Raw genomic sequence first — 26,395 nt, 5'->3', positions numbered from 1 at the left:
TCCACAAGGTTTTGTACCGGCCCCAAAATCATGGGAAGCTACCAACGTGAGTGATCTGTCTTCAGAGCCCGAGTGGCTTACTATTCCTGCCCTTGTCAACCTCCTCGGAATGAGCCAGAGCCGCGTGCGGCACCTGATCGACGACAAATACCTGCTGGCTATCCGGCGGGACAACGTCGTGTCGGTTCCCGCCCTGTTTCTGCGTGAGGGAGCTCCCGTTCCGGAACTGCGCGGCACGCTGTTCGTGCTGGCCGATGACGGCTTCACCGACATGCAGGCCATGACCTGGCTGCTCGAGGTCGACGACAGCCTCGGCGTTGCTCCGATCGAAGCCCTCCGCGCCGGACGCAAGGCTGAGGTGCGCCGCGTCGCCCAGGCGCTCGCCTAAGCGCCTTCGGTCCGGCCCGCCAGCGACGGCGTGCGGTGCAAAATGACCTCACGATAAAACGGATGCGCCGATCACGACGGCTGCGCCGGTCAGTATGCCCGACGCGTCACGCGATCGGTCAGATCGAGCAGGGTCTGCCGGGCCGTTGCGGTGATCGGAGCGGTTTCCAGCGCGTTCAGCGCTTCTGCGACCTGGGCGGCGATCAAAGTTTCGACCCGCGCGACCGCGCCGCTGGCCGTGATGAGCTCCTGAAGGGCGCGAATCTGCGCCTGATCGAGCGTCGGGTCGCCGAGCTGGGCATCCAGTGCCTGTCGATCCCGGTCGTTTAGCCGCTCCCGAGCCAGCGCGATCAGCACGGTGCGCTTGCCCTCGGTCAGGTCGTCCCCGCTCGGTTTTCCGGTCACCGCGGCATCGCCGAACACCCCGAGCAGGTCGTCGCGCAACTGATAAGCCATGCCGAGCGGCAGGCCGAAGGCCCGCAGTGAGCTGAGCTGGTCGGCCGACGCTCCGGCCAGCGCGGCCCCGATCACGAGCGGAGCCTGCACGCTGTACTTGGCTGACTTGTAGACGATGACCCGCAGGGCACGGTCGAGCAGCTGCGATTCGGGCTGAGCAAGCCAGGCGCGTTCCTCGAGAATATCGAGGTATTGCCCGGCCGTGACCTCGGTGCGCATGTGATTGAACTCAAGCCGAGCGCGCCGGGCCGACGGTCGGTCGGCGACCGCATCGAGTCCTTCGTCGAGCAGCTCGTCACTCCATCCAAGGAGCAGGTCGCCGAGCAGAATCGCCGATGCCCGTCCGAACGTGACCGGACCGCCGGACCAGCCCTCATTCTCGTGCAAACTTTCGAACAGTTTGTGGGCGCTCGGCGCCCCGCGTCGGGTGTCCGAGTTGTCAATAATGTCGTCGTGCACGAGCGCGGCGGCATGAAAAATTTCCAGGGCGCTGGCCGCCGAGACGACCGCCTCAAGCGGGACTGGGGCAGTGGATGCCGCGCCTCGCCCGCCGGCTGTGGCCGCCGGTGTTTTCGCCTCCGACTGGCCTGCATTTGGGCCCGTATCGGCCGCACGGACGCTCTGCGCGCCCCAGTAACAAAACTGGGCTCGAAACCGCTTTCCACCGCTGAGAAACTGCCGTGAGAAGTCTGTTAGAGGCGTCAGATCGGAGCTGATCAGGGTCACAATTGGTTCGCGGGACATGAGGAACTCGTCGATGCGAGATTGAACCAAGTCGACCAGGCGTTTGCTTTCAGGCACCCGTATAGCCTAGCCACCATGGCGGGGTTAGAATTGAGTAGTTCGACCTTACCCGGTTCGAATTTTGCAGTTCAAATTTTTCAACCCACCCGCTCGATCCCGTAACTGGAAGGGAATGAGATGCCGCTTTCAGAACAGGAGCAGCGACTCCTTGAAGAGATGGAGCGCAGCCTCTATCACAACGATGCCGACTTCGTCGCCAGCGTGGGTGTGTCGCGACTCCGCCCGAACTATCGTTCCATCGCCATCGGTGTACTCCTCGCCGTCGCGGGCATTGTCGCGCTCATCCTGGGCGTAGCCATTGCACAGCTCTGGCTCGGCATTCTCGGCTTCATTGTGATGTTCGGTGGCGTTCTTGTCGCCGTCTCGCCAGGCAAAGCCATCCGTGGTGTTTCCGGACCGTCCGCACCCGGTCGTCGACCGGCGCAGGCCAAGTCCAACCAAGGGCTGATGGATCGCCTGAATGACCGCTGGGACCGCCGTCAAGACGGTCAGTAGCGCGAACGGTCAGTAGCGCGAACGGTCAGTAGCGCGAACGGTCAGTAGCGAGAATGGCCAGTAGCGAGAATGGCCTCGAGTCACCTGAGCTGAGTCCTCCACCGGGTTTCCAGGACTCAAGAATTTGCAGCCCCAAAGGGCCGATCATCCGATCGGCCCTTTTTTTGTGCCCAAAAACCAGCAATTGACATCCATTTCCAATGAGTGTGCTCCCTTTTCCTCCACAGCAAGTTACCAATGAATTCGGGGCAGTTTGTTGATTAAGTTTAGAAAAAGGTCAGAATTCTTCGACAAGTGGTTGAAGGTGGAGTAAAGTGGAGGTAGACCTGAATCTGGCCGGAAGAAAGGGGTACGCGTGTTCCTTGGCACGTACGCCCCCCGGCTCGACGAGAAAGGTCGAATCATTCTTCCCGCGAAATTTCGGGAGGAACTCTCCACCGGCGTGGTGATGACACGCGGGCAGGAACACTGCATCTACGTGTTCAGCACCCGCGAATTCGAAACGCTCCACGACAAGATCCGTCAGGCCCCGGTCACGAGCAAACAAGCTCGCGACTACCTCCGGGTGTTCCTGTCCGGAGCGAGTTCCGAAACGCCGGACAAACAAAACCGCGTCACCATCCCCGGCAATCTCCGCAGCTATGCGGGGCTTGACCGGGAACTGACCGTCATCGGCGCTGGCAGCCGAGTCGAGATTTGGGACAGCGAAGCGTGGGCCACATACCTCGCCGAGCAGGAAACCTCGTACGCCAACACGACGGAGGAGGTGATTCCGGGACTCTTCTAGCCCCTGGTGCCTGACTCCTCGCCGTTTTTGCCCTGACACACTTCCCCGGTGCCAGGACGAAATGGAGGGGAATCAGGCCTCACGGACTTTCCCGGCATTATGGCCAGCAACGACATCCCCAGCAACAAGATCCACACCCCGGTCCTGCTCGAACGCTGCGTCGAGCTGCTTGCCCCCGCGCTCGAACAACCCGGAGCCGTGCTCGTTGACGCGACGCTGGGAATGGGCGGTCACGCCGAAGCGATCCTGTCCCGCTTTCCGGGGCTCACGCTCGTCGGCCTCGACCGCGACACCGAGGCCCTCGCCATCGCCGAGGAACGCCTCAAGGGATTCGGCGACCGGGTCCACCTCGTGCACACCGTCTATGACGGCATCGGCGAAGCCCTCGACGGCCTCGGCATCACTGAGGTCGCCGGCGTCTTGTTCGACCTCGGCGTCTCCAGCCTGCAGATCGACCGGGTCGAACGCGGCTTTTCCTACTCGAAGGATGCCCCGCTCGATATGCGCATGGACGGCACCGCCGGCCTGACAGCCGCGAGCATCCTCGCCGATTACAGCGAACGCGACCTCAAGCGCATCTTTCAGGACTACGGCGAAGAGAAACTGTCCGCCCGCTACGCCAAGGCCATCGTCGAAGCTCGCGAAACGACTCCCTTCGTGCGGTCGGCACAGCTCGTCGACGTGATCACGAAGGCGACCCCGGTCGTCGTTCAGCGGCAGGGCCACCCGGCCAAGCGAGTCTTCCAGGCGCTCCGCATCGAGGTCAACCAGGAGCTCGCCGTGCTCGAGCGGGCCATTCCCGCAGCGCTCGAGCGCGTGCAGGTTGGTGGGCGCATCGTCGTCATGGCGTACCAGTCGCTCGAAGACCGCATCGTCAAACGGGCCCTCGCCGCGGCATCCGGTTCAACCGCCCCCGCCGGCTTGCCGGTGGAACTCCCCGAACACAAACCGCTCTTCACCCTGCTGCTGCGCGGAGCCGAGCTGGCATCCGACGCGGAGAAGGCCATCAACCCCCGCGCGACGCCGGTTCGGCTGCGCGCTGCTGAACGACTGAGAAGGGCCGCCGCATGAGCGACAACCTGGCACGCGTATCGTTTGCGGTCGAACGCGAAAAGTTCGAGACGCCGGAGCGTCGCCCCTTTCGTATCGTCTCGTCGAACCCGAGACGCCGGGCGCGCCCGCGCATCTTCTATGCCCTCACCGCGGTGGCCGGCATGGCTGCGATCATCGTCGCCCAGCTGCTCCTGAGCGTGGGCATCTCCCAGGGAGCCTACGAGATCTCCAGCCTTCAGTCGAGCCAGTCCGAACTCGGCCGCACGGCCGCGGGCGTCAGCGAAGACCTCGTGCGGGTCTCATCGCCGCAAAGTCTCGCCGCCAACGCCGAGGGACTCGGCATGGTCACCAACTCCAACCCCGTCTACCTGCGCCTGTCCGACGGCGCTGTTCTGGGCGCTCCGGCCTCGGCGTCGGGTTCGCAGGCCGGGGCGGCCAGCCTCGTTCCGAACGCCCTGCTGACCGGCAGCGCCCTGCTGTCGCAGCTGCCCGACGACGCAGCGGCGGCAACGGGCGCTGTCGCGATCACGAGTGCTCCGGTAGTTCCTGCAGGACTCGCGGCGCCCACTACCCGATAGTTTCTCCGTGTCGACCATGATGGGCAGATGAGCGTGCGCAACAGCAGTGCCCGAACCAACCCGACCAACACCCGGTCCAGTCGTCGACGCACCTTTTTCACCATCGTCGTGCTGTTCGCCGTCATCGGTGTGTTCGTGGTGCGACTCGTCGATATTCAGGTGGTGCAGGCCGATTCGCTCACCAAGGACTCCGTGGGAAACCGTTCGGTCGGCCAGGTGATCTATGGCTCGCGCGGCGAGATCGTCGATGGGAACGGTGTGGTGCTTGCCGGAACGGTCATGCGCTATAACATCACCATGTCGCCGGTCAACGCCACCCCCTTCAAACGCACGGTCGACGGAAAAAAGGTCGAGGTCTCGGTGGCCGAGGCGGCCGCCGAAATCGGTGCCGCCACCGGGCAGACTGGTGACGCCATTCTGCTGACCATTTCCACCGCCCTGGAGGCCAACGCCAAGGCCAATTTCGCCTACATCGCCCAGAAGGTCGACGTCGACGTGCTGCGCGCCGTGCAGGAGCTGCACATTCCGTGGACGTACTCCGAGAACAGCCCGAGCCGGGTCTACCCGAACGGAGCCGTCGCCGGCAATCTGCTCGGCTTTCTGTCGGGGGAGGGAGTGCCGCAGGCCGGCCTCGAATCCGGGCAGGACGCCTGCCTGGCCTCCACCAACGGTTCGGAAACCTATGAAAAGGGAGCCGACGGCGTGCGCATCCCGGGTAGCAGCGTCACGAGCACCGAGGCCGTTGACGGCGGCGACGTCGTCACCACCATCGACTCCGACCTGCAATGGTTCGTGCAGCAGACCCTTGCCGCGCGGGCGCAAGAGACCGGAGCCGCCTGGGCGAACGCGGTCGTGCAGGACGCCAAGACCGGCAAACTTCTCGCCGTCGCCGACTACCCCTCGGTCGACCCGAACAATGTGGGCGGTACCGAAAACCCCGACGATCGCGGATCCCGGGCGTTCACCCAGTCTTTCGAACCGGGGTCGACCTTCAAAGCGCTCACCGCGGCATCCGTTCTCGATGCCGGCGTTGCCACACTCGATACCGGCGTCGTCTCGCCCTACCGCTACCTGCCCTCCAACGGCGCCAATATCAATGACAGCCACTCGCACCCCGACCAGAACATGACCCTCACCGGGGTGCTGATCGACTCGAGCAACACCGGCATGTCCAAGTTCGGCGAGATGCTCACCAATCAGCAGCGCTACGACTATATGAAGGCCTTCGGAGTGGGCACCGCCACGGAGACCGGATTCCCGCGCGAAGACGGCGGCATTCTGCACCCCGCCGACGAATGGGACAACCAGACCAGCTACGCGACCATGTTCGGGCAGGGCCTAACCACGAGCGCCCTTCAGATCGCCAGCATCTACCAGACCATCGCCAACGACGGCGTGCGCATGCCGGTGCAACTGGTGGAGGGTTGCCGGCAGGCCGACGGCACGCTGACCAATGTGCCCGATGCCACCGGCACCCGGGTGCTCTCCGAAAGCGCGGCGAATGACACGAGCGACGTGCTCGAGATGGTCTATCAGAAGAGCTGGGTGAACAGTAAGTGGAATATTCCGGGCTATCGCGTCGCCGCTAAGACCGGCACCGCCCAGATGCCTGACGGGCACGGTGGGTACTCTAACGGGTACCTCGTTTCGGTTTCTGGGTTCGCCCCGGCCGACGATCCACAGTACGTAGTCTCGGTCAGCATCGCCGATCCTGTTAAACTGAACACATCTGCCGCACCGGCTCCGGTCTTCCAGGAGATCATGAGCCAGGTTTTGAAAAAGTACCGGGCGGTTCCCTCCGGCGCGAGTGCGCCCGATCTCCCGTCCACCTGGTAAGAAAGCGAGCCCTGCGTGTCTGAATTGGCGCCGTCGGCTCTCCGTCCCGAGCATCCCGTTCCGCGGTCGTTGTCGGGATTGGTTGCCGAATTTGATCTAGAACTACGTGGAGACATTGACGGTCTTGAAGTCACCGGGGTGAGCCTGAGCTCCCGCACGGTGCAGCCCGGCGACCTCTACGTCGGTGTACCCGGAGCGCACCTGCACGGAGCCACTTTCGCCGCCGCCGCGGCAGAGGCCGGTGCCGTGGCTATCCTGACCGACCAGGCCGGGGCGCTGCTGGCCGCGGGCAGTGGGCTCCCCGTGCTCGTCACCCCGGATGCCCGCGCAGCGCTCGGCGCCGTCTCCGGGTGGATCTACCGCACCGCCGATAATCCGGCGACCCTGTTCGCGGTGACCGGCACGAACGGCAAGACCAGCGTGGTCTACCTGCTCTTCGGCATTCTGAACCAGCTCGGCATCGTCTCCGGGCTGACCTCCACCGCCGAGCGTCGCATCGGCGACCTCGCCGTGACCAGTGCGCTGACCACCCCGGAGGCGAGCGAACTGCACGCCCTGCTCGCCCGCATGAACGAGGCCGAGGTGCGCGCGGTCGGCATCGAGGTGTCGGCCCAGGCGCTCAGCCGCTACCGGGTCGACGGGCTGGTCTTCGACGTCGCCGCGTTCACCAACCTCAGCCACGACCACCTCGACGACTACGCGGCGATGGACGACTACTTTCAGGCCAAGCTCGAGCTGTTCCAGCCCGACCGCTCGCACCGCGGCGTCGTCACCGTCGACACCGACTGGGGCCGGCGCATCGCCGACGAATGCCGTATCCCGGTCACGACGATCACCAACCACACGGACATTGACGCCGACTGGCGCATGACCGTGGTCGGTGAAACCGCCAGCCACACCGATTTCGTGCTCGACGGGCCGGACGGCCGGCGCCTGCGCACCCGGGTTCCCCTGCTCGGCTGGTACATGGCGGCGAACGCTGCCCTCGCCATCGTCATGCTGGTCGAATCCGGCTTCGACCTCGAGGCGATTCAGCACACCCTCGACCGCGACGGCGGCATCGTCGCTTACATTCCCGGCCGGGCCGAGCGCATCTCCGGCGACCGTGGCCCGCTCGTCTACATCGACTACGGGCACAGTCCGGACGCCTTCCTCAATACCCTCGCGGCCCTGCGCAAATTCACCTCCGGCAAGCTGATCATGCTGTTCGGCGCTGACGGTGACCGTGACACCACGAAACGCGCCGATATGGGCGCGATCGCTGCCCGGGGCAGCGATATCGTGGTCGTGACCGACTTTCACCCGCGCTACGAAGACGCCGCGAGCATCCGTGCTGTCTTGCTTGAAGCAGCGCGCGCGGCCGTTCCCGACGGCGAGTTCTACGAGGTGGCCAACCCTCGTGCGGCATTCCGCACGGCGTTGTCACTGGCACACGAAGGAGACACCATTCTGTATGCCGGCCCAGGCCATGAGGACTACCACGAGGTACAGGGCAAGAAACTGCCCTACTCCGCCCGCGAGGATGCCCGCGAAGCGCTGCGTTCGGCGGGGTGGCTGTAAATGATTGCCCTCTCCCTGACCGAGATCACCGAGGCCGTTAACGGTGCGCTGCACCTGGCCGGTCCTGCCAACGCCGCTGACCAGATCAGCGGCTCGGTACAGACCGACTCCCGCCTGATCGAGCCAGGCTCCATCTTCGTTGCCAAGCCCGGCGCGGTGACCGACGGCCACCTGTTCGCGCCGGTCGCCGCCGAGCGCGGTGCCGCCCTGTTGATCGTCGAGCGAACGCTCGACCTGCCGGTCACCCAGATCGTCGTCGCCGATGCCGTGGCCGCGCTCGGCGCCCTCGCCGCGGCCGTGGTTGCCCGGGTACGCGCCGCCGGAACGCTCAAGGTTGTCGCCGTCACCGGCTCGAACGGCAAGACCACCACCAAGAACCTGCTGCGCAGCATGCTCGAACGGGTCGGCCCGACCGTCGCCCCGCGCGGGTCCTTCAACAACCAGGTCGGCGCGCCGATGACCATGCTCGAGGTCACGGCCGAGACTCGTTTTCTCGTGATCGAGATGGGCGCCAGCAGCGAAGGTGCGATCGCGCACCTGGTGCGCCTGGCCCGGCCCGACGTGGGGATCGTGCTGACCGTCGGCCTCGCCCACGCCGGCGAGTTCGGCGATCTTGATGCCACCGTTCGCGCCAAATCCGAGATGGTCACCGACCTGCTGGAAACGGATGTCGCGGTGCTGAATGCAGACGATCCGCGCGTCGCGCAGATGGCCGCGCTCACCCCGGCCCGCATCGTGCGCTTCGGCGAGTACGGTCAGGTCGACGTGCGCGCGAGCGACCTGCACGGAGGCCGCACCGGCACAACGTTCACCCTGCACCTCGCAGGCGGGCAGAGCGCTCCGGTCGTGTTCCGGGTGCTAGGCGAGCACCACGTTATGAACGCACTCGCCGCTGCCGCCGCCGCTGAAGTACTCGGGGTCTCGCTGCCCGACATCGTCGCCGCGCTCGAGGCCACGACCCGGGCCGAACGCTGGCGCATGGAGGTTCTCGGCGGCAAGGACGATGTCACCGTCATCAACGACGCCTATAACGCAAGCCCCGACTCGATGAGCGCCGCGCTCAAGACTCTCGCTCAGATCGGTACCCCCGGAAAGCGCACCATCGCCGTGCTCGGCGAAATGGCCGAACTGGGCGAATTGGCCGGTGAGGAGCACGATCGAATAGGCCTGCTTGCCGTGCGCCTCAATATCTCGCAACTGATCGTGGTCGGGCGGGGTGCCCGCCGCATGCACATCAGCACCATCAACGAGGGGTCCTGGGACGGTGAGTCGGCCTATGTCGACACGCCGAACGAGGCCTTCGAACTGGTGCGCAGCTCAGTGAATCCGGGTGATACTGTGCTCGTCAAGTCATCCAACTCCGCGGGTCTGCGGTTCCTCGGCGATCGACTGGGAGACTTGTTCTCGTGAGAGTCCTGCTACTGTCCGGCGCGTTTTCGCTCGCCTTCACCCTGTTTCTGACGCCGCTGTTCATTCGGCTGTTCAAGAAGTTCGGCTGGGGCCAGTTCATTCGCGACGATGGGCCGAAGAGCCACCACGCCAAGCGCGGCACCGCCACCATGGGCGGCATCATCATCATCCTGGGTGTGTTGATCAGCTATTTCACCGCCATGCTGATCGAGCAACGACCGTTCACCCCCTCGCCGCTGCTCGTGCTGTTCATGATGGTCGGCCTCGGACTGGTCGGGTTTCTCGACGACTTTCTGAAGACCCGCAACCAGCGCAGTCTCGGCCTCGGCGGCTGGTCCAAGGTGCTCGGGCAGGTCATCGTCGCCGGCGCTTTTGGCGTGCTGTCGCTGCAATTCGTCGACCGCAACGGTCAGACCCCCGCCTCGACGAGCGTGTCCTTCATTCGGGACCTGCCGCTCGACTTCATGAAACTGGGCACGTTCATCGGCATCGCCGTGTTCCTGCTCTGGATCTGCCTGATCGTGGCCGCGACCTCGAACGGAGTGAACGTCACCGACGGTCTCGATGGCCTCGCCACCGGAGCATCCATTTTCGCCATTGGATCCTTCGTCGTGATCGGGTTCTGGCAGTCCAACCAGAGCTGCTTCGGGGGAGCGGATGCCGCCGACCAGTACAAGTGCTACCTCGGCCCGGACTCCTTCGACCTCGCCATCGTCGCCGCAACCATCGTCGGCGGCCTGATCGGGTTTCTCTGGTGGAACACCTCACCGGCCAAGATCTTTCTCGGCGACACCGGCTCGCTCGCCCTCGGCGGGGCGCTGGCCGCCCTCGCCATTCTCAGCCGCACCGAACTGCTCCTCGTGCTCATCGGTGGCCTGTTCGTGATGGAAGCCGGCTCGGTCATCGTGCAACGCGCGTACTTCAAGATCACCCACGGTAAACGCATCTTCCTGATGAGTCCGGTCCATCATCACTTTGAGCTCAAGGGCTGGGCCGAAGTCACGGTCGTCGTGCGGTTCTGGATCATCGGCGGCCTGCTCGTCGCCGCCGGTGTCGGCTCGTTCTACCTCGAATGGCTGTCGCAATAGTGAACTCTGAAACCCCCGCTACCGGCGACCGCCTGAACGGGCTGGTCAGCTGGCACGCCGACTGGCGAGGCCTGCGCGTCGCCGTGCTCGGTCTCGGCGTGACCGGCTTTGCCGCCGCCGATACCCTCGCGGAACTGGGCGCCGACGTGCTCGTGCTCGCCTCGCCGGGCGCCGACGAACGCTTCGACCTGCTCGGGGTGCTCGGGGTACCGTTCGTGCAGGCTGACCTGCGTGAGGTGCCGGCTGAGCTGGCGGCGCAGCTACCGGAATTGATCATCGTCTCTCCGGGATTTCACCCAGATCACCCCCTGCTGCTCTGGGCGGTGGAGCACAACGTGCCGGTCTGGGGCGACATCGAGTTGGCCTGGCGGCTTCGCGACAAAGTCGGCACTCCGGCCGAGTGGATGCTCGTCACCGGCACCAACGGCAAGACCACCACGGTACAGCTGACCGCCACGATGCTTGCCGCGCACGGCAGCCGGGTCGCCCCCTGCGGCAATATTGGCGTGCCCGTACTTGACGCCATTCGTGACCCGCAGGGCTGGGACGTGCTCGTCGTCGAATTGTCGAGCTACCAACTGCACCACCTGCCCGCAAGCGGCCCGGGCGCCCTACGTCCCTGGGCCAGCCTCTGCCTCAACATCGCCGATGATCACCTCGACTGGCACGGCTCCGCTGCGGCCTACCGCGCGGCCAAGGCGAAGGTCTATCTGAACACCGCGGTGGCCTGTGTCTACAACACAGCGGATGCCGCGACCCTCGCGATGGTGCAGGACGCCGATGTGCAGGACGGCGCCCGCGCGATCGGTTTCGGTCTCGGCGTGCCCGGACCGAGCGAATTGGGTATCGTCGACGGCATCGTCTGCGACCGGGCCTTTCTCGAGGACCGCTTCGAACGGGCCCTGGAACTGACCACCGTGCCGCACCTGGTCGCGGCCGGGCTCGGCGCCCCGCACGTGATCATGGACGTGCTCGCCGCGAGCTCCCTGGCCCGGTCGTTCGGGGTCGAGCCGGCGACCATCCATCGCGCGCTCGAAACCTTCCACCTCGACGCACACCGCATCGAAACGGTTGCGATCGCCGACGATGTGGAGTGGATCGACGATTCCAAAGCTACCAACCCGCATGCCGCCGATGCCTCGCTGGCGGCCTATGAGTCAGTCGTGTGGGTGGTCGGCGGGCTGCTCAAGGGCGTCGACATCGCCGAGCTTGTGCAGAAGCACATTGGCCGACTACGCGGCGCCGTCATCATCGGCGTCGACCGGGTGGCAGTCCGCGAAGCATTCGCGCGACACGCCCCCAACCTGACCGTGTTTGAGATTGACGCGAACGACACTGTATCCAACGGCGGCGAACAGGTGATGACGGCTGCGGTGCGGCTGGCAGCCTCGATCGCGCAGGCCGGCGACACCGTTCTGCTCGCACCGGCCGCCGCATCGATGGATCAGTTCGAGAGCTATGCCGAACGCGGCCGGCTTTTCAATCAGGCAGTACACGACTTCTTGGGCAGGTGACGCGGATGGTACAGGTGCCTCGCAACCCCGCCTCTCGCCCGGCCGGGCAGAACCCGGGCAGCACGGGCGCCACACCCGGAAAACGCCCCAATCCGGGGGCGCGCCCCGGGCGCCCGGCGCGGATTCCCGAACAGGCGGCGGGCGGTGCACAGGTCCGAATCAATCTCGGTCGGGTGTTCAAGGCCGAGGGTGGCAACTATTTTCTGCTGCTCGGCACCACCCTGTTCCTGGTGGTTTTCGGTCTCATCATGGTGCTGTCGTCGTCGTCCGTCGATTCTTTTCTGGCCGATATGGGCTTCTTCGGCGGGATCCTGCGCCAGGGTATGTTCGCTCTGATCGGCATTCCGCTCATGCTCGTCGTGAGCCGGCTGCCGCTCGCTTTTTGGCGTCGCGTGGCCTGGCCGGCGATGCTGATCACCTGCTTCTTTCAGTTTCTGGTCGTGGCCACCGGCCTTGGTGTCGGCACCGGCGGCAACACCAACTGGCTGAACGTCTTCGGCATTCAGTTTCAGCCGTCCGAGGGCATCAAGGTTGCCCTGGTCATCTGGCTCGGCGTGATCCTCTCAAAGAAGCAGCACCAGCTGCACGACTGGAAGCACGTGTTCATTCCAGTCTTCGGTGTCGGCGGCGGCGCAGCATTTCTCGTCATGCTCGGCGGTGACCTCGGAACCACGATGATCATGGCCGGCATTCTGTTCGGTGCGCTGTTCTTCGCCGGCGTCAAACTGCGCCTGCTCGCCGTACCGCTGCTGGTCGGCGTCGGCGCAGCGGTCGTGCTGGCCATCGCGAGCCCCAACCGGCTGACTCGCATCACGAGCTTTCTCAACGAGGGCTGCACGGAACTGGTCGGGGAGATCTCCTCAAGTTGCTGGCAGCCGCTGCACGGCACCTGGGCCCTGGCCAACGGAGGAATCTTCGGCGTCGGCCTCGGAAACTCCAAGGCCAAATGGTCCTGGTTGCCGGCCGCCGACAACGACTACATCTTCGCCATCATCGGCGAAGAACTCGGCCTGATCGGCTGCATCGTCGTTCTCGGCATGTTCATTCTGCTGGCCTTCGCTTTTTTGCGCATTATGCGCGCGGCCACGACCGTGCAGGCCAAGGTCTCCACCGCCGCCGCCATGGTCTGGATCATCGGACAGGCCTTCGTCAATATCGGCGTGGTGCTCGGGGTATTCCCCGTGTTGGGTGTGCCGCTGCCGCTCATCTCGGCCGGTGGTACCGCCCTGCTCACCACCCTCGTCGCGATCGGCATCGTGCTCTCCTTCGCCCGCGGCGACCGCTCGAGCGACGCCGAGAGCGCCTTTGACGACACCAATCTTGTTGAGGCTGACCGAGCATGACTACTTACCTTCTGGCGGGCGGCGGCACCGCCGGCCACGTCAACCCCCTGCTCGCCGTCGCCGACCGCATCCGCGCCAGCGAAGCGGATGCCACGGTGTTGGTTCTCGGCACCGCCGAAGGTCTCGAGGCGCGCCTGGTTCCCGCCCGCGGCTACGAACTCATCGTCGTTCCCCGGGTGCCGTTTCCGCGCCGGCCGAACCGGGCGGCCCTGGCCTTTCTGCCACGCTTTAGCGCGGCCGTGCGCGGGGTGGCCGCGGTCATTCGCTCTCGCAAGGTCGACGTTGTCGTGGGCTTCGGCGGGTATGTCTCCACGCCGGCCTACCTCGCGGCCCGGCGTGCGGGGGTGCCGATTGTCATCCACGAGGCCAACGCCAAGCCGGGCCTGGCCAACAAACTCGGCGCCCGCCTGACCGAGTACGTCGGTGTCGCTTTCGCCGGCACCCCGATTCGGCACGCCCGCTTCGTCGGAATGCCGCTCCGGCCCGAAATCGAACAGCTCGACCGGTCGGCCGTCCGCGCCGAGGCCCTCGCGTTCTTCTCGCTCGAGGCCGATCGTCCCGTGCTGCTGGTCACCGGGGGATCGCTCGGCGCGCGCAAGCTCAACGCGACCATTCTGGCCTCGGCGCCCGCGCTCGTGGCCGCCGGCTGGCAGGTGCTGCATATCACCGGGTCCAATTCCGAGATCGTCGACCCCGGCGTGCCGAACTACCACCTGGTCGCCTATTGCGATCGCATGGACCTCGCCCTCGCCGCAGCCGATTGCGCCGTGACCCGGGCGGGAGCGGCAACGGTCAGCGAACTCTGCGCGCTCGGCATTCCGGCCGTATACGTGCCGTATCCGGTCGGTAACGGCGAGCAGCGCTTTAATGCCGCGCCGGTGCTGGCCGTCGGCGGCGGTGTGCTGATCGATGACGCGGACTTCGTGCCGGCCTGGGTTCGCAGCGAGCTGGTGACCCTGTTGGGTGACCGGCCGCAGCTGGCGAAGATGGGGCGGGGGGCGGCATCCGTCGGTGTGCTGGACGGCACGGCCCGCATGCTCGACCTGGTGCACGGGGCGCTCACGACCTGAGTGTCGGTCGGCACGCGTAACCTAGTGCCCGCACGAACTGTTTTATTTGCTTCGATCGAGAAGAGCGCACCACCGTGATCAAACCAGACCTCACCCTGACCATTCCCGAGAACCTCGGACGTGTGCACTTCGTGGGCATCGGAGGCTCCGGAATGAGCGGAATCGCACGCTTGTTCCTGAACCAGGGCTATACGGTCACCGGCTCCGACGCCAAGGATTCGCCCAACGTGCAGGCGCTGCGGGAACTCGGTGCGAGCGTGTTCATCGGTCACGATGCGGCTAATGTCGGCGCGGCCGACACCCTCGTCGTCACCGGCGCGCTCTGGCAGGACAACCCGGAGTACGTGCTCGCCAATGAGCGCGGCCTGCCGGTGCTGCACCGCGCGCAGGCCCTCGCCTGGCTCATTCGCGAGCACCGCCTCGTTTCCGTCGCGGGCGCCCACGGCAAGACCACCTCCACCGGAATGATCGTCACCGGGCTGCTCGGCCTCGGCCAGGACCCGAGCTTCGTCAACGGCGGCGTGATCGAATCCCTCGGGGTGAGTTCCGCCAGCGGAGCCGACGACCTGTTCGTGGTCGAAGCCGACGAGTCCGACGGCTCCTTCCTGCTGTACCACACGGCGGTAGCCCTGGTCACAAACGTCGACCCCGACCACCTCGACCACTACGGCTCGCTCGAAGCGTTCGAGGCCGCGTTCGTCCAGTTCAGCACCAAGGCCAGCGAGCTCGTCGTCATCTCCTCCGACGATGTCGGCGCAGTGCGGGTCACCGCAACGATCACCGCCGGCCGGACCGAAGCGGATGCCGCCGCGCGCGTGATCACGTTCGGCGAGCACCCCGAGTCCACCGTTCGCGTGCACTCCATCACCACGACCGGTCCGGTGAGCTTCAGCGTCGCCTGGCAGGGTCAGGATTACAGCGCCACCCTGCGCATTCCCGGCAAGCACAACGCCATCAACGCGGCCGGCGCCTTCGCCGTGCTGGTCGGGCTCGGCTTCGAACCTGCGGCGAGCCTCGACGCGATCGCCGGCTTCGGCGGTACCCAACGCCGGTTCGAACTGCACGGCACCGTCGGCGGCGTCAGCGTCTTCGATGATTACGCCCACCACCCGACCGAGGTCGCCGCAGCCCTCGCGGCCGCGCGCACCGTCGTGGGGGAGGGCCGCATCATCGCGGTGCACCAACCGCACCTGTACAGTCGCACCCGCCTGTTCGCCCAGGAATTCGCCTACGTGCTCGAGAACTTTGCCGATCAGACCATCGTGCTCGCGGTGTACGGCGCCCGCGAAGACCCGGAGCCCGGCGTGACCGGAGCGCTCGTGTCCGAGCGGTTCCGCGACCCGTCGCACGTCGCTTACGTGCCGGACTGGCAGGATGCCGCTGATTATCTCGCCAGCATCGCCCGCGAGGGCGACTTCGTGGTCACCCTTGGCTGTGGTGACGTGAACCGCATCGTTCCCCAGCTGCTCGCCGCACTCGAACAGGCACGCGGATGAGGTGGCGGTGAGGCGGCCGGCCGGCTTCGAGCGCCCGGCCAAGGCGACCCCGACCCCAGCGGCGAAACCGACTCGGGTTCAGTCGGACGCTCCGTCGACCGCTCAGCCCGCTCCAGCGGCGAAACCGGCTCGCTCTAAGTCGTCGGCTCAGGCGACTCCAGCGGCGAAGCCCTCGCGCGCCCGGCCGCAGGCGCAGCCGAACCAGAAATCCGACGGCCCGACCGGCGCCGCCGCGGGTTCGGTGACGGCCCCGAAGGCGTTCCCCCGTGGAGGCACCGGCGGGAAGAGCGGGTCGAATGACCCCTCGACGGTGTCGTCGACACCGTTCGTAAAGCCGTCCTCGAAGCCGTTGCCCCAGAACTCGTCGACACCGTCCGCAAGGTCGTTCGATGGCTCCGACACGACGACGGAGCCGATAGTCGTCCCGGGGGCAGGGGCATCCGGTTCACCGGTTTCAGCAGATCTGAGCGGGCCTGTCACCGCGGCAGACCTGGCCGCACTCACGACCCCCAGGTCAACGACGGGCGCCGCAACCCCGGCGACGCCCATGACCCGGCGGACGTCGACGACGGCCGCGCCAGCCGGGCTGCCGAGCGGCGGAACCGCGGGGGTCCGCGCAGCACGGTCGGTCTTGCGGGCAGCTCAGCGCGCCCGCAAACGCTTCGAACGCGCGGAGGTGCGTCGGTTCACCGGGCGTACCCGGCGCCGTCGTATCGCCTGGATCGTCGGGGGCGGCAGCGTCGCTCTCGCCTTTGGTCTCATCATCGGCGCCGCCTACTCGCCGCTCATGGCGCTGCGCACGATCGAGGTTGTCGGCACCAGCCGCATTCCCGCTGGCGACGTCGCGGCAGCCCTCGCCGACCAGCTCGGTACTCCGTTGCCGCTCCTCGACGCCGACGATGTCAAGACCGAACTCTCCCAGTTCAAGCTCATTCAAAGTTATGTCACCGAGAGTCGCCCGCCGGGCACGCTCGTGGTGCGGGTCATCGAACGGGTTCCGGTGGGCGTCCTCGCTGGTGCGACTGGCTTCGACCTCGTCGATGCCGCCGGCGTCGTTGTGGAAACAACGCCGGAGCGCGCCGTCGGCTACCCGCTCATCGAAGCTCCGGATGGCGTCGACAGCGCCGGATTCATCGCCGCCGCCGCCGTGCTCGCCGTGTTGCCCGAAAGTATCCGCACGCAATTGGATTCCGTCACCGCCGTCACTACGGATGACGTCACGCTCAGCCTGCTCGGCGGCGAACGGGTGGTCTGGGGCAGCGCGGAGAAGTCGGAGTACAAGGCCGTCGTGCTCGCCGCTCTGCTGGTCGGCCACCCGGCCGGCACGGTCAACGAGTACGACGTTTCCTCGCCCGACAGCGCCGTGCTGCGCTAGGTCGCCGTGAGCCCACCGCGACCGATTTGGGAAGCAGTTACGGTAACCGCAGCAGCGGTCATCCGCTTCGGGCGCGGTCGCGGTCGCGGTCGCGAGCAGCGTTGGCGCATGAGGCGCAAAATAGACGGCCAAGCGGCTCGCAAGGAGCCGTGCGGAGGGTCGCGGCAACGGATTCTGCGTGTACTTCGCGACACGCGGGCGTGCCTCCCCATTCGCGCGCCTCGCCCGCATACTTTCGTAATCAGGAATTGCATACTCAGCATAACTTTAAACCTCGACTAGAGGTTTAGGGTTCCACCCGGAGGCCGGACGTGTCAAACAATCAAAATTATCTAGCCGTCATCAAGGTTGTCGGCATCGGCGGTGGTGGCGTCAACGCCGTCAACCGCATGATCGAACTGGGCCTCCGCGGTGTCGAGTTCATCGCCATCAATACGGATGCCCAGGCTCTGCTCATGAGCGACGCCGACGTCAAGCTCGACGTCGGTCGTGACCTCACCCGCGGCCTCGGTGCCGGCGCGGACCCCGAGGTGGGTCGCCGCGCCGCCGAGGATCACGCGGAAGAGATCGAGGAAGCCCTCGCCGGGGCCGACATGGTCTTCGTCACCGCTGGCGAGGGTGGTGGCACCGGAACCGGTGGTGCCCCCGTCGTCGCCCGCATCGCCAAGTCGATCGGTGCCCTCACCATCGGTGTCGTCACTAAGCCGTTCGGCTTCGAGGGCAAGCGTCGTCAGGCTCAGGCCGAGACCGGCGTTGCCTCGCTCAAGAACGAGGTCGACACCCTCATCGTCGTGCCCAACGATCGCCTGCTCGAGATCAGCGACCGCGGCATCAGCATGCTCGAGGCCTTCGCGACCGCCGACCAGGTGCTCCTCGCCGGCGTGCAGGGCATCACCGACCTGATCACCACCCCCGGCCTGATCAACCTCGACTTCGCCGACGTCAAGTCGGTCATGCAGGGCGCAGGATCCGCCCTCATGGGTATCGGCTCCGCTCGCGGCGCCGACCGTGCCATCAAAGCTGCCGAACTGGCCGTGGCCTCGCCGTTGCTTGAGGCCTCGATCGATGGCGCGCACGGCGTGCTGCTGTCGATCCAGGGTGGCTCCAACCTGGGAATCTTCGAGATCAACGACGCGGCCCGCCTCGTGCAGGAAGCCGTGCACCCCGAAGCGAACATCATCTTCGGTGCCGTCATCGATGACACCCTCGGCGACGAGGTACGCGTCACTGTTATCGCCGCCGGCTTTGATGGCGGCGAGCCCGGCGCCAAGGCGGTCGAGGTGCGGCGTGCCGACCTCGTCGCTGCCGGCATCGCGGCCGGTGCCGGTACGGCAGCCGGAGCGGCATCCGCTGGAGCAGCCGGCGCGCCGGCCACTGACTCGGGCAGCTACAGCGATGGCGAGCTTGCGGCCTCAGTCTGGGGTGGTTCCGACTCCGCGAACGGCGTCACCGTGGCCGACCCGGCCTTCGAAGAAGAGGCCGACGACCTGGACATCCCCGACTTCCTCAAGTAGGACGAGACTCCTCCCGGGGCCGACTCAGTCGGCCCCGGGTATCGTGCCTTAATCGCCTGAAACGAAACGAAACGAAACGAACCGAACATCATGAGCATGGTATCTCCAGGCGCGGCACCGGTCGATCTGGCCACCCGTCTCGAAACCGTGCGCGCTGGTGTGACCGACGCCGCCCGCGAGGCCGGTCGCGATGCGGCCGAGGTCACGACGATCGTCGTCACCAAGTTCCATCCGGTGTCGCTGATCGAAGCGTTGTACGCCCTCGGGGTGCGCGACGTGGGGGAGAATCGACACCAGGAGGCGCAGTCCAAGGCCGCTGAGCTCGCCGAGCTCGACCTGACCTGGCATTTTGTCGGACAGGTGCAGGGCAAGAAGGCGCGCCAGGTGCGCGCCTACGCCGACGTCATCCACTCGGTTGATCGGGACTCGCTCGTGGCCGCACTCGCCTCGGCGGAATCGACCATCGACTGCTTCATTCAGGTCAATTTAACGGATGATGCGGCTCGCGGTGGCGTGGATCCCGCGAACCTGCCGGCCCTGGTCGACACCGTTCTCGCCGTGCCCGGCGTGCACCTGCTGGGGCTCATGGCCGTTGCGCCGCTGGCGGAGGAACCACGCCGCGCGTTTGCGCGCGTGCGCGAGCTCAGTGAGCAGATTCGCAGCCAGGCCCCCGCGGCCACGGCGCTGTCGATGGGTATGAGCCAGGATTACGCCGCTGCCGTGCTCGAAGGGGCGACACACCTAAGAATTGGCACCGCAATCACCGGTAATCGTCCGGCGTTCAGTTAATCTCGAAGAAGCAAACCAACACGGAGGTCGACATGTCCAACCCGCTCAAGAAAACCATGGTCTACCTGGGTCTGGCAGACGAAGAGCTGGAGTACCAGGCGCCCGCCGGCGCCCAAGGTGCTGCCAACACGAACCACGTGAGCGCGGTGCCGGCCCGTGGGCACGACAACACGCCCCACGGTACCGCCGCGTACTCCAGCGCAGCCCAGAACACCGCCGGTCGTGCACCGGTCACCCCCCTGCGCAAGACTTCGACCCCCCAGAATGTGGCTGCGTCCGAAATGAATGAAATTCTCACCGTTCACCCGCGCGCTTACAAGGACGCCCAGGTCATCGCCGAATCCTTCCGTGACGGTATTCCGGTCATTATCAACCTGTCGCAGATGAGCGACGGCGACGCTCGCCGCCTCATTGACTTCGCCAGCGGCCTGTCGCAGGGACTGTACGGCAAGATCGAGCGGGTCACCGCCAAGGTCTTCCTGCTGTCGCCGTCCCACGTCGTCGTCTCCGGCGACAGCACGACCGAAGAGGGCGCTGAGGACAGCTCCTTCTTCGCGCAAGGCTAAACTGAACTGTGACTGGTATACCGATTCTCGGGAATCTCTTCTACTTCCTGTTCTTTATGTACTTCCTAGTGCTGTGGGGTCGATTCATCATTGACCTTGTGCGCGGCGTGAATCGTTCGTGGCGGCCGCAGGGCTTCTTGCTCGTGCTGGTGGAGCTCGTTTACACGCTGACCGATCCGCCGGTGCAGTTCTTTCGAAAACTGGTACCGCCGCTTCGGATCGGTCCCATCGCGTTGGATTTCGGTTTCACACTGACGATGCTGTGCTGCATCGTGGGCATGTCTCTGTCGGGCTTACTGTAATAGCCCCACCGGGGCATGTATCCTTGTCCGATGATGGTTCGCCGTGAGCCCGTACTCGCTCGTCGGCAGCTCGGGTCGTTCATAGGACCCAGTCATTCAACTGCTCAAGTCATTCATATGCTCGAAGCAATCAATTGCTCGAGTAAGTCAAATGTTCGCAACAAATATTAGTTTTGAGGGTGAAAAGCCATGGCGCTAACTCCGGAAGATGTAGTCAATAAAAGGTTCCAGTCGACCAAGTTCCGTGAGGGATACGACCAGGATGAGGTCGATGACTTCCTCGATGAGGTCGTCGTCGAACTGCGTCGCCTGACCAAGGAAAACGAAGAACTGCGCGGCGAGGCCGGCGAGGTCCCCGCAGCCGAATCCGCTCCGGTTGCCGCAGTGGTCGCCGAACCGGTTGCCGTCGCTGCCCCCGTGGCCGCGGCTGCGGTGATCGTACCGACGCCGATCGACGAGACCGCCGGCACGACCAACCTGCTGCAGCTGGCTCGCCGCCTGCACGAGGAACACGTCAAGGAAGGCGCCGAGAAGCGCGATGCCCTGATCGCTGAAGGTCACGCCACCGCCGCTCGCGTCATCGCCGAAGCCGAGACACAGCAGCGCGTTCAGCTGCAGAAGCTCGACCTGGAGCGCACGGCGCTCGAGGGCAAGATCGATGGCCTGCGCACGTTCGAGCGCGAGTACCGCCTCAAGCTCAAGAGCTACATCGAGGGTCAGCTGAACGACCTCGACGCGAGCTCGGTCGACTCGCCGTCGTCCGACTCGAGCTCGAAGCCCAGCTTCCAGGGCTTTGGAGCCTAGGGCCCGAACGAAGAAGCGTTCGCGAGCGCTTATCGTTCTAGCCCTCGTCGCGCTCGGCGTTTACGCGCTCGATCAAATCAGTAAGTACCTCGTCGTCGCGTCGATGACGGAGGGCTCCGTCATCCGGGTTCTGAACGACGTGCTGCAACTGCACTTCGTTCGGAACCCGGGGGCCGCGTTCTCCCTCGCGAGCGGATCCACCTGGATCTTTTCGATCATCGCCGCGGCCGTCGTGGTGTTCATTATCTGGTTCGCCCGGCGCATCCGCTCGCTCGCCTGGGGACTCGTCTTCGGCCTGCTGCTCGGCGGTGTGCTCGGCAACCTGACCGATCGCGTACTGCGCGAGCCCGGTTTCGGGCTCGGCCACGTCATCGACTTCATCTCAACGCCCTGGATGCTGCCGGCGATCTACAACGTGGCCGACATGGCCATCGTGACCAGCATGGCCATCTTCATGATCCTGACCATCCGCGGCATCGGCCTCGATGGCAACAAGGTCGTGGCCGAAAACAAGAAGACTGCGTCAACCTTGAAACAAACGGATGCTGTGACTCCGGTAACACCCACCACCGCACCAACCGCAGCTGCACCGGCCGAGACACCGACCACCGAGCCGCGCCCATGACCGGCAACTCGGAGAGTCGCTCCCTGCCCCTGCCCGACGGGCTGGAAGGCGTGCGCGTTGACGCCGGTCTGGCCAAGCTGTTCGGATTCTCCCGCAGCTTCGCCGCCGAGGTCTCCGAAGCCGGCGGCGTCGTGCTCGACGGCACTGTCGTCGGCAAGTCCGACCGGCTGCGAGCCGGAGCCTGGATCGAAGTCACCTGGCAGCCCAAGCAGCCGCTGCGCATCGTCCCCATCGCCGTACCTGACCTGACGATCGTGCACGACGACGAGAGCATCGTCGTCATCAACAAGCCCGCCGGGGTCGCCGCGCACGCGAGCGTCGGCTGGACCGGGCCGACCGTTCCGGGCGCCCTCGCGGCGGCTGGATTCCGCATCGCGACCTCCGGCGCGGCCGAACGCGCCGGCATCGTGCACCGCCTTGACGTCGGCACCAGCGGACTCATGGTCGTGGCCAAGTCGGAGACGGCCTACACGGCGCTCAAGAAGGCCTTCCACGACCGCGAGGTGCAGAAGATCTACCACACCGTCGTGCAGGGCCATCCCGACCCGCTGACCGGAACGATCGACGCCCCGATCGGTCGCCACCCGCGGTCGGACTGGAAGTTCGCGGTCATGGCCGATGGCAAGCCGTCGATCACCCACTACGAGACCCTCGAAGCTTTCCCCTACGGTTCCCTGCTCGAGGTACACCTGGAGACGGGGCGCACCCACCAGATTCGGGTGCACATGACGGCGCAGCGGCATCCGTGTGTCGGCGACGCCATGTACGGCGCCGATCCATCGATCACCGCCCGACTCGGCCTGAAACGGCAATGGCTGCACGCCAAGCAGCTGGCTTTCACCCACCCGGACAGTCACGAATGGGTCACCTACAACGCCGACTACCCGGCCGACCTCTCGCACGCCCTCGGCGTGCTGCGCGGAGATTAGCCGCAGCCTCCGCTAGCCCAGAATCAAGCCAGGCGATCGACCCCATCGAACACCGTTCCATCAACTGCTCGGAGCAATCGTGAGTAACCCGGCCAGCGCGACCGACTCGTTCGTGCATCTGCACGTGCACAGTGAATATTCCATGCTCGACGGAGCGGCCCGGGTGAAACCGCTGATCAAGGCGGCCGTCGACGAGGGGATGCCGGCGGTCGCGATCACCGACCACGGTAACGTGTTTGGTGCGTTCGACTTCTGGAAGAGCGCGACCGACGCCGGTATCAAGCCGATTATCGGCACCGAGGCGTACATTACGCCCGGCACCGATCGCCGGGACAAGACCCGGGTGCGCTGGGGCACGAGCGGCCAAAACCGGGACGACGTCGGTGGCGCCGGTTCGTACACCCACATGACGCTGCTCTCCGAAAACACCGAGGGCATGCACAACCTGTTCCGACTCTCGTCGAAGGCGAGCCTCGAGGGCTACTACTTCAAACCGCGCATGGACCGCGAACTGCTCAGCCAGTTCTCCAAAGGACTGATCGGCACCACCGGCTGCGTCGGTGGCGAGGTTCAGACCCGGCTGCGCCTCGGCCAGTATGAAGAGGCCAAGAAGGCCGCCGGCGACTTTCAGGACATCTTCGGCAAAGAGAATTTCTTCTGCGAGATCATGGACCACGGCATCGACATCGAACGCCGCACCATGACCGACCTGCTCAAGCTCGCCAAGGAACTTGACCTTCCGCTGCTGGCCACCAACGACCTGCACTACACCCACGCGCACGATGCGACCGCCCACGCGGCGCTGCTCTGCGTACAGTCGGCATCCACTTTGGACGACCCGAACCGGTTCAAGTTCGACTCCAACGAGTTCTACCTGAAGACCGCGGCGCAGATGCGGCATATGTTTCGGGACCACCCCGAATCCTGCGACAACACGCTGCTCATCGCCGAGCGCTGCGAGGTGGAATTCAACACCAAAGCCAACTACATGCCCCGTTTTCCCTGCCCGGAGGGCGAGAACGAGGAAAGCTGGTTCATCAAGGAGAACGAGATCGGGTTGGCCAAACGCTACCCGAAGGGCATCCCCGATGACGTGCGCAAGCGCGCGGACTACGAAATCGGCATCATCGTGCAGATGGGCTTTCCCGGCTACTTTCTCGTCGTCGCCGACTTCATCATGTGGTCCAAGCAGCAGGGCATCCGCGTCGGCCCTGGCCGTGGCTCGGGCGCCGGCTCGATGGTCGCCTACGCGATGGGCATCACCGACCTCGACCCGCTCGTGCACGGACTCATCTTCGAACGGTTCCTCAACCCCGACCGCGTCTCCATGCCCGACTTCGACGTCGACTTCGACGAGCGTCGCCGCGGTGAGGTCATCAAGTACGTCACCGAGAAGTACGGCGAGGAACGCGTCGCCCAGATCGTCACCTACGGCACGATCAAGGCCAAGCAGGCCCTGAAAGACGCCTCGCGCGTGCTCGGCTTTCCGTTCGGAATGGGCGACAAGCTCACCAAGGCCATGCCGCCGGCCATCATGGGCAAGGACGTGCCGCTGACTGGCATGTTCGATAAGGACCACCCGCGCTACCGCGAAGCGGCTGATTTTCGGGCCGTGATCGAAAGCGATCCAGAGGCCCGCACCGTCTTCGACACCGCGCTCGGCCTGGAAAACCTCAAACGCCAGTGGGGTGTGCACGCGGCTGGCGTGATCATGTCGAGCGACCCCCTGATCGACATTATTCCGATCATGAAGCGTGAAGCGGATGGCCAGGTCGTCACGCAATTCGATTACCCGGCTTCCGAAGCCCTCGGACTGATCAAGATGGACTTTTTGGGGCTGCGCAACCTCACCATTATCGACGACACCCTCGACAACATCGCCGTGAACCGCGGCCACCGGCCCGTGCTCGAAGACCTCGGCCTCGAAGACCCCGCCGCCTACGAACTGCTCGCCCGCGGCGACACGCTGGGTGTCTTCCAGCTCGACGGCGGCCCGATGCGTGCGCTGCTGCGGCTCATGAAACCCGACAACTTCGAGGACATCTCGGCCGTCATCGCGCTGTACCGCCCGGGGCCCATGGGCGCCAACTCGCACACCAACTACGCGCTGCGCAAAACCGGCGTGCAGGAGATCATCCCGATTCACAAGGAGCTCGAAGAGCCCCTCAAGGAGGTCATCGGCACCACCTACGGCCTGATCGTGTACCAGGAGCAGGTCATGTCGATCGCGCAGGTGCTCGCCGGCTTCACGCTCGGTGAAGCCGACCTGCTGCGCCGGGCCATGGGTAAGAAGAAGAAGTCCGAGCTGGACAAGCAGTTCGAGGGCTTCTCCAAGGGCATGCAAGACCGCGGCTATTCCATGGATGCCGTCACCACGGTCTGGAATATTCTGCTTCCGTTCTCCGACTACGCCTTCAACAAGGCGCACTCGGCCGCGTACGGCGTGCTCTCCTATTGGACCGCCTACCTCAAGGCCGTCTACCCGGCCGAGTACATGGCGGCCCTGCTCACGAGCGTCGGCGACTCGCGGGACAAGCTCGCGCTGTACCTCAACGAGTGCCGCCGCATGGGCATCCAGGTGCTAGCGCCCGACGTGAACGAGTCGATCGGCTTCTTTGCGGCAGTGGGTACGGACATCCGGTTTGGTCTGGGAGCTGTGCGTAACGTCGGTTTCAACGTGGTGGAGGCCATTCGCGGCGCCCGCGAGGAGAAGGGGCGCTTCGAATCGTTCCACGACTTTCTGCGCAAGGTGCCGCTGCCGGTGGCCAATAAGCGCACGATTGAATCACTGGTCAAGGCCGGGGCGTTCGACTCGCTCGGCGCCACCCGCCGGGGCATGGTCGAGATTCACGAGTCGGCCGTCGAGTCGGCCGTCAAGATCAAGCGCGAAGAGAGCAACGGCAATATCGGGTTTGACTTTGACAGCCTGTTCGACGAGCCGCAGGACACCGAACAGGTGCCAGACCGGCCGGAGTGGAGCAAGAAAGAGAAACTCGCCTACGAACGTGACATGCTCGGACTGTACGTGTCCGACCATCCGCTCGCCGGGCTGGAGATACCGCTCGCCAAGCACGCCAGCACCACGATCGCCGACCTGATCGCGTCGGAGTCGACAGAGGACGGCGACACGGTGACCGTGGCTGGCCTGATTACGAGCGTGCAGCATCGCATCGCGAAGAAGTCGGGCAACCAGTACGGCATGATTCAGGTCGAGGACTTCGGCGGCGAGATCACCGCGATGTTCATGGGCAAGGCCTATCTGGAGTTCGCGCCGGAGCTGATCAGCGACTCGGTCGTCGTGGTGCGCGGCCGGGTGAGCCTGCGCGACGACGGCATGAACCTGCACGCCTTCAGCGTGTTCCAGCCCGAACTCGGCCAAGGTTCGGACCAGAGTATGGTCGCGATCACGGTGGGGGAGGCGCGGGCGACGACCGACACGGTGAGCGCGCTCGGCGAGATTCTCCAGCGCCACGCCGGCGACGCCGAGGTGCGCCTCAAACTGGTCAAGGGTGATGTGGCGCGGGTGTTCGAGTTGCCGCACCGGGTGAAGGTGAGCGCCGACCTGTTCGGCGAGCTGAAGAGCATCCTCGGGCCCAACTGCCTGACCTGACCCG

At 65.3% G+C, this 26,395-nt stretch carries 24 protein-coding genes; 22 read left to right on the top strand and 2 right to left on the bottom strand.

The window, feature by feature from the left end:
- Positions 1 to 46: 46 nt before the first annotated feature.
- Positions 47 to 388 carry an Rv2175c family DNA-binding protein gene (locus E3T31_RS13140; RefSeq protein WP_134469068.1) on the top strand — a complete coding sequence of 114 codons (342 nt, stop codon included), beginning with the start codon at positions 47 to 49 and terminating at the stop codon, positions 386 to 388.
- An 89-nt stretch (positions 389 to 477) separates the two neighbouring features.
- On the opposite strand, the gene E3T31_RS13135 is transcribed toward E3T31_RS13140, so the two are convergent.
- Entirely contained in the window at positions 478 to 1,644 is a 1,167-nt protein-coding gene (locus E3T31_RS13135; protein ID WP_134469067.1) for a polyprenyl synthetase family protein, read from the bottom strand.
- A gap of 120 nt (positions 1,645 to 1,764) precedes the next feature.
- On the opposite strand from E3T31_RS13135, the gene E3T31_RS13130 reads away from it, so the two are divergent.
- The 12 genes from E3T31_RS13130 (at position 1,765) to murC (ending at position 15,877) form a co-directional block, all read left to right on the top strand.
- Positions 1,765 to 2,142 carry a DUF3040 domain-containing protein gene (locus E3T31_RS13130; protein ID WP_134469066.1) on the top strand — a complete coding sequence of 126 codons (378 nt, stop codon included), beginning with the start codon at positions 1,765 to 1,767 and terminating at the stop codon, positions 2,140 to 2,142.
- A gap of 355 nt (positions 2,143 to 2,497) precedes the next feature.
- A complete protein-coding gene (mraZ, locus tag E3T31_RS13125; RefSeq protein WP_092339873.1) occupies positions 2,498 to 2,929 on the top strand; it encodes a division/cell wall cluster transcriptional repressor MraZ in 432 nt (143 codons plus the stop codon).
- 99 nt (positions 2,930 to 3,028) lie between these two features.
- A complete protein-coding gene (gene rsmH / locus E3T31_RS13120; protein WP_134469366.1) occupies positions 3,029 to 4,000 on the top strand; it encodes a 16S rRNA (cytosine(1402)-N(4))-methyltransferase RsmH in 972 nt (323 codons plus the stop codon).
- Complete coding sequence (locus tag E3T31_RS13115; RefSeq protein WP_134443119.1) at positions 3,997 to 4,560, top strand: hypothetical protein; 564 nt, start codon at positions 3,997 to 3,999, stop codon at positions 4,558 to 4,560. The genes rsmH and E3T31_RS13115 overlap by 4 nt, the downstream gene beginning before the upstream one ends.
- Before the next feature lie 27 nt (positions 4,561 to 4,587).
- Complete coding sequence (locus E3T31_RS13110; protein ID WP_134469065.1) at positions 4,588 to 6,396, top strand: penicillin-binding protein 2; 1,809 nt, start codon at positions 4,588 to 4,590, stop codon at positions 6,394 to 6,396.
- 15 nt (positions 6,397 to 6,411) lie between these two features.
- Positions 6,412 to 7,956 carry a Mur ligase family protein gene (locus E3T31_RS13105; RefSeq protein WP_134469064.1) on the top strand — a complete coding sequence of 515 codons (1,545 nt, stop codon included), beginning with the start codon at positions 6,412 to 6,414 and terminating at the stop codon, positions 7,954 to 7,956.
- Positions 7,957 to 9,366: a UDP-N-acetylmuramoyl-tripeptide--D-alanyl-D-alanine ligase gene (gene murF / locus E3T31_RS13100; RefSeq protein ID WP_134469063.1), complete on the top strand. Its 1,410-nt coding sequence runs from the start codon at positions 7,957 to 7,959 to the stop codon at positions 9,364 to 9,366.
- Positions 9,363 to 10,454 (top strand): phospho-N-acetylmuramoyl-pentapeptide-transferase, encoded by a 1,092-nt coding sequence (mraY, locus tag E3T31_RS13095; RefSeq protein ID WP_092450543.1) that lies wholly within the window; start codon positions 9,363 to 9,365, stop codon positions 10,452 to 10,454. Before murF ends, mraY begins: the two co-directional genes overlap by 4 nt.
- On the top strand, positions 10,454 to 11,968 hold the full coding sequence (gene murD, locus E3T31_RS13090) for a UDP-N-acetylmuramoyl-L-alanine--D-glutamate ligase (RefSeq protein ID WP_241977907.1): 1,515 nt from the start codon (positions 10,454 to 10,456) through the stop codon (positions 11,966 to 11,968). Before mraY ends, murD begins: the two co-directional genes overlap by 1 nt.
- A 5-nt stretch (positions 11,969 to 11,973) precedes the next feature.
- On the top strand, positions 11,974 to 13,311 hold the full coding sequence (gene ftsW / locus E3T31_RS13085) for a putative lipid II flippase FtsW (RefSeq protein ID WP_134469061.1): 1,338 nt from the start codon (positions 11,974 to 11,976) through the stop codon (positions 13,309 to 13,311).
- Positions 13,308 to 14,381, top strand: a complete 1,074-nt coding sequence (locus E3T31_RS13080; protein WP_134469060.1) for a glycosyltransferase — start codon at positions 13,308 to 13,310, stop codon at positions 14,379 to 14,381. Before ftsW ends, E3T31_RS13080 begins: the two co-directional genes overlap by 4 nt.
- A 74-nt stretch (positions 14,382 to 14,455) precedes the next feature.
- Positions 14,456 to 15,877, top strand: coding sequence for a UDP-N-acetylmuramate--L-alanine ligase (murC, locus tag E3T31_RS13075; protein WP_134469059.1), 1,422 nt, complete (start codon positions 14,456 to 14,458; stop codon positions 15,875 to 15,877).
- 147 nt (positions 15,878 to 16,024) lie between these two features.
- On the opposite strand, the gene E3T31_RS13070 is transcribed toward murC, so the two are convergent.
- Positions 16,025 to 16,279 (bottom strand): hypothetical protein, encoded by a 255-nt coding sequence (locus E3T31_RS13070; protein ID WP_134469058.1) that lies wholly within the window; start codon positions 16,277 to 16,279, stop codon positions 16,025 to 16,027.
- Positions 16,280 to 16,424: 145 nt separating this feature from the next.
- On the opposite strand from E3T31_RS13070, the gene E3T31_RS13065 reads away from it, so the two are divergent.
- From E3T31_RS13065 to dnaE, 9 genes are all read left to right on the top strand, one after another.
- Positions 16,425 to 17,252, top strand: a complete 828-nt coding sequence (locus E3T31_RS13065) for an FtsQ-type POTRA domain-containing protein (RefSeq protein ID WP_134469057.1) — start codon at positions 16,425 to 16,427, stop codon at positions 17,250 to 17,252.
- A gap of 311 nt (positions 17,253 to 17,563) precedes the next feature.
- On the top strand, positions 17,564 to 18,766 hold the full coding sequence (ftsZ, locus tag E3T31_RS13060) for a cell division protein FtsZ (RefSeq protein ID WP_134443110.1): 1,203 nt from the start codon (positions 17,564 to 17,566) through the stop codon (positions 18,764 to 18,766).
- Positions 18,767 to 18,856: 90 nt separating this feature from the next.
- The gene (locus tag E3T31_RS13055) at positions 18,857 to 19,555 is read left to right on the top strand and encodes a YggS family pyridoxal phosphate-dependent enzyme (RefSeq protein WP_134469056.1); all 699 of its coding nucleotides are present in this window, start codon (positions 18,857 to 18,859) and stop codon (positions 19,553 to 19,555) included.
- 32 nt (positions 19,556 to 19,587) lie between these two features.
- Positions 19,588 to 20,121, top strand: coding sequence for a cell division protein SepF (locus tag E3T31_RS13050; protein ID WP_134469055.1), 534 nt, complete (start codon positions 19,588 to 19,590; stop codon positions 20,119 to 20,121).
- A gap of 8 nt (positions 20,122 to 20,129) precedes the next feature.
- Entirely contained in the window at positions 20,130 to 20,423 is a 294-nt protein-coding gene (locus tag E3T31_RS13045; RefSeq protein WP_241977903.1) for a YggT family protein, read from the top strand.
- Positions 20,424 to 20,612: 189 nt separating this feature from the next.
- A complete protein-coding gene (locus E3T31_RS13040) occupies positions 20,613 to 21,227 on the top strand; it encodes a DivIVA domain-containing protein (RefSeq protein ID WP_134469054.1) in 615 nt (204 codons plus the stop codon).
- Positions 21,217 to 21,852: a signal peptidase II gene (gene lspA, locus E3T31_RS13035; protein WP_134469053.1), complete on the top strand. Its 636-nt coding sequence runs from the start codon at positions 21,217 to 21,219 to the stop codon at positions 21,850 to 21,852. The genes E3T31_RS13040 and lspA overlap by 11 nt, the downstream gene beginning before the upstream one ends.
- A complete protein-coding gene (locus E3T31_RS13030; protein WP_134469052.1) occupies positions 21,849 to 22,781 on the top strand; it encodes an RluA family pseudouridine synthase in 933 nt (310 codons plus the stop codon). Before lspA ends, E3T31_RS13030 begins: the two co-directional genes overlap by 4 nt.
- Before the next feature lie 142 nt (positions 22,782 to 22,923).
- Positions 22,924 to 26,391 carry a DNA polymerase III subunit alpha gene (gene dnaE, locus E3T31_RS13025; protein WP_134469364.1) on the top strand — a complete coding sequence of 1,156 codons (3,468 nt, stop codon included), beginning with the start codon at positions 22,924 to 22,926 and terminating at the stop codon, positions 26,389 to 26,391.
- Positions 26,392 to 26,395 lie beyond the last annotated feature (4 nt).

Origin of the sequence: Cryobacterium sp. TMS1-13-1 (genome assembly GCF_004403125.1) — a bacterium.
Lineage (GTDB): Bacteria > Actinomycetota > Actinomycetes > Actinomycetales > Microbacteriaceae > Cryobacterium > Cryobacterium levicorallinum.
The sequence above is the reverse complement of the archived record's forward strand: the minus strand, read 5'-3'. Positions and strand labels throughout refer to the sequence as shown.